Genomic DNA, 3,425 nt, shown 5'->3' with positions numbered 1-3,425 from the left:
ACCGCAAGCCGTTCTTCACCTCGTACACCCGGATGGGCGACTCGCCCGGCGCCCGCGATGGTGCCCGCGAGGGTGTTCTGCACGTACAGCAAGGTGCCGTCGGCCGTGGCGGCCAGGTCGATGGGGCCGGCACCCGGCGCCTTGCCCGGTTCGGCGTCCGGGTCCTGCTCGGCCGCCGCCGCCGCGGCGACGGCCTCCGGGCCCCCGGCGTCGGCGATCACGCCGTCCTTGCCGCCGATGCTCACCTTTCCCTTGCCGTCGACCGTGTAGAGGCTGATGGTCGAGCTGCCCGGGTTGGTGCCGTAGAAGAACTTGCCGGCCCGGGCGATCCAGCACAGCACCTGCTGGCCCGACTCCACCGACGGCGTGATGACCTCCAGGGTGCCGTTCCTGCGCAGCGTGTACGAGGTGACCCCGGACTTGGCGGCCTCGGTGACCAGCAGATGACCGGCCTGGTCGAACACGAACGAGAACGGCACGTCCCCGGTCGACGCGGTGGTCACCGGCTTGGCGGAGAGCATGCCGTCGTGGGCAGCCGCGAAAACCTCGATCGTGTTCTTGCTCTTCGTGGTGACCAGCAGCTGCCGGCCGTCGGGGCTGAAGCCGACCTGCGGCGGGGAATCGGTGAACAGCGGCACGGCGTCGTTGGTGATGCCCAGTTTCCGGGTCGAGCCGGCCAGCGGGCGCAGCCCGTCATGGCTCAGCCGGAAGCCGGTCACGTTCGTGGTGCCGCCGGCATTGAGGACGTAGACGGTCCGGCCGGACACGGCGATGCTCGCCGGGAAGTCACCGCCGGATTTCACCGTACGCCGGTGGGTGAGCTTGCCGTCTCGCACCCGGAAGGTGGTGACCGAGTTGCTGCCCGCGTTCACCGCGATCATCATGCTGTGCCTGCGGTCGAAGACGAGGGAATCCTGCGACGCCAGGGGATCGAACGGGTTGTCCTTCTGGGCACCACCGCGGCCCCCGGTCGGATACTCACCGGCTGCCGTCAGCTTGCCGTCCGCCGCGCGCCGGAAGGCCAGGATCGAGTTGCGCTGCGGGTCGTTCGACTGGACGAAGACCATGCCGCCGCGCTTCGCCGCCGCACTGTCCTTGGTCGCCTCGGCACGCCTGCCGGCCGGGTTTTCATGCGCCGATGCGATTCCTGTCGACACGCCACCAGCCAGCAACAGCAGGCCCGCGGCCACGGCGATACCAGTTCTCCTACGCATGTCTGCCCTACCTCCGACGAACGAGCGGTGCATTGCTGTCCCCGGGTACGGCACTGCCGGAGGGTCAGTTGAACTTCGGAGCCGGCCGTAAGAAGTGCGTAAGGTCTTCGCGGGCACCGGCCCGATCCACCATCAAGCGATTGGCTGGGTCCGGGTGAGGCGGCATGCTTCTGCTATGCCAGTGGATTCCGATTCAGACGGCGGGCGGTCCTGCGCCCCGGTCCACTACCACGCATCCAGCGCCGATGAGACGAATGCGATGTTCGACTGGTCCTATTGCCCGCTGACCGTGCAGCCCCGCAGTGCGGTGGACGCCTTTTCGTTCGATCTGACCGTCGTCCAGCTCGGCCCGTTGACGGTCGGTGACCTGGCGTACGGCGTGGACGTGTCGACCGGTCTCGGATATATGGACGCCTACCAGCTCAACCTGCCCCTCGCCGGCCACGTGCAGGCCCGCCAGCACGGCGCGGAGGCCGCCGCCGGCCCGGGGTGGGCGACGTTGTTCCGGCCTTCCGGGGGCGTCGACCAGCCCTTGATCAGTGGCGGCTGCCGCCAGATCGCCACGAAGATCGACGCGGTCGCGCTCGAGAGCACGCTGGCTGAACTCCTCGGCCACCCCGTGCAGGGACCGCTGCACATCCCGCTCGGGAACGATTTCACGACCGGCCCGGGCCGCAGCCTCGTCCGGATGCTGCGCCTCATCCACGCCGAGCTGGACAACGACAACGGACTCCTGCACCAGCCGCTCATCGCCAGCCGCTTGTGGAGCTGCGTGCTGACCGGCGTCCTGCTGGCCACCGACCATCAGTACCGCGCCGAGCTCGCCGGCTCGGTGACGCCGAGCCGGCCCCGGCACGTCAAGCTCGCCATCGACAGCATGGAGGCCGACCCCGGACGAGCCGTCACCATCAACGATCTCGCGCGCACAGCGGGAGTGAGCGTGCGCTCGCTGCAGGAAGGCTTCCACCGGCATACCGGCATGTCCCCCATGACGTACCTGCGCCGGCTTCGGCTCGCCAAGGCTCACGAGGACCTGCTCCGCCCGGACAGCGGCGGGCGAACCGTCACCGAGATCGCCTACCGGTGGGGATTCCTGCATCTGGGCCGCTTCGCCGCCGCCTACCGCGCCCAGTACGGCCACTCGCCCAGTCAGACCCTGCGCATGAAGGACTGATCGCTCCGGCGGGCTGAAGTGATCTTCAGCTTGCTTCAGGGCCGGTTCAGGCGGCGGTGTCGATCATCGCCCGCGTGTTCAAACGAGTCGTTCTGCTGGCGGTGGCGCTCTTCTCGGCGTACGCCATGGTGGCCGTCACGAAGCACCTCAGGGTGCGCACCAATGCCTTTGACCTGGGCATTTTCGAACAGGGGGTGCGCGGCTACGCCGGTCTGGGCGCTCCGCTGGCACCGCTGAAAGGGCCCGGCGTCCACCTGCTCGGCGACCACTTCCATCCGATCCTGATCCTGCTCGCACCGATCTACCGGGTGTTCCCGAGCCCGATCACCCTGCTGATCGTGCAGGCCGCGCTGCTGGCACTGTCGGCGGTGCCGGTGACCCGGCTGGCCGTCGCGCGGTTCGGGACCGGGGGTGGCCTGGCGATCGGCGCCGCCTACGGGCTGTCCTGGGGCATCCAGCAGGCGGCCGGCTTCGACTTCCACGAGATCTGCTTCGCCGTCCCGCTCCTGGCGTTCAGCCTCGAGGGCCTGGTGCGGCGGCGGTGGGGCGTGGCCGTGGCCTGGGCGGCGCCGCTGCTGCTGGTCAAGGAGGACCTGCCGCTGACCGTCGCGGCGATCGGCGCCTACCTCGTCCTGCGCGGCCGGTGGCGCCTCGGCCTGACGACCATCGGCGGTGCGGTCGCCGCCGGCCTGCTCATCGTCCGGGTCCTCATCCCGGCGTTCAACCAGGCCGGCGCGTACACCTACACCTCCGGCAGCGCCCTGCTGACCGGGGTCCCGGTCAAACTGCTGACGGTGGTCCTGCTGCTGCTTCCGACCGGCTTCCTCGCCGTACGCTCACCGCTGCTGTTACTGACCCTGCCCACGCTGACCTGGCGGTTCTGGGCGGACAACCCGCACTACTGGGGGACGAGGTACCACTACAGCGCGGTGCTGATGCCGATCGTCTTCGTGGCGATGCTGGACGCCCCGCCGGCCCTGCTCGACCGGTGCCGCCGGTGGCTGCCGGCCGCCTGCCTGGCCGTCGCGGTGTCCGCG

General features: G+C 69.7%; 3 protein-coding genes. 2 read left to right on the top strand and 1 reads right to left on the bottom strand.

What is annotated here, in order from left to right; translation table 11 throughout:
• The coding region (locus AB0C29_RS39240; RefSeq protein WP_360831687.1) for a beta-propeller fold lactonase family protein at window positions 1-1,214 on the bottom strand (1,214 nt) is incomplete at its 3' end.
• Window positions 1,215-1,473: 259 nt separating this feature from the next.
• Here AB0C29_RS39240 and AB0C29_RS39235 point away from each other — a divergent pair.
• Both AB0C29_RS39235 and AB0C29_RS39230 read left to right on the top strand, forming a co-directional pair.
• Complete coding sequence (locus AB0C29_RS39235) at window positions 1,474-2,388, top strand: AraC family transcriptional regulator (RefSeq protein WP_360831684.1); 915 nt, start codon at window positions 1,474-1,476, stop codon at window positions 2,386-2,388.
• A gap of 74 nt (window positions 2,389-2,462) precedes the next feature.
• Window positions 2,463-3,425, top strand: a 963-nt coding sequence (locus AB0C29_RS39230; RefSeq protein WP_360831681.1) for a DUF2079 domain-containing protein, incomplete at its 3' end; no start/stop codon positions are given.

Origin of the sequence: Actinoplanes sp. NPDC048791, from assembly GCF_040650095.1 — a bacterium.
Taxonomy (GTDB): domain Bacteria; phylum Actinomycetota; class Actinomycetes; order Mycobacteriales; family Micromonosporaceae; genus Actinoplanes.
Note: the sequence above shows the minus strand (reverse complement) of the source record. Positions and strands in the feature narration are given on the sequence as shown.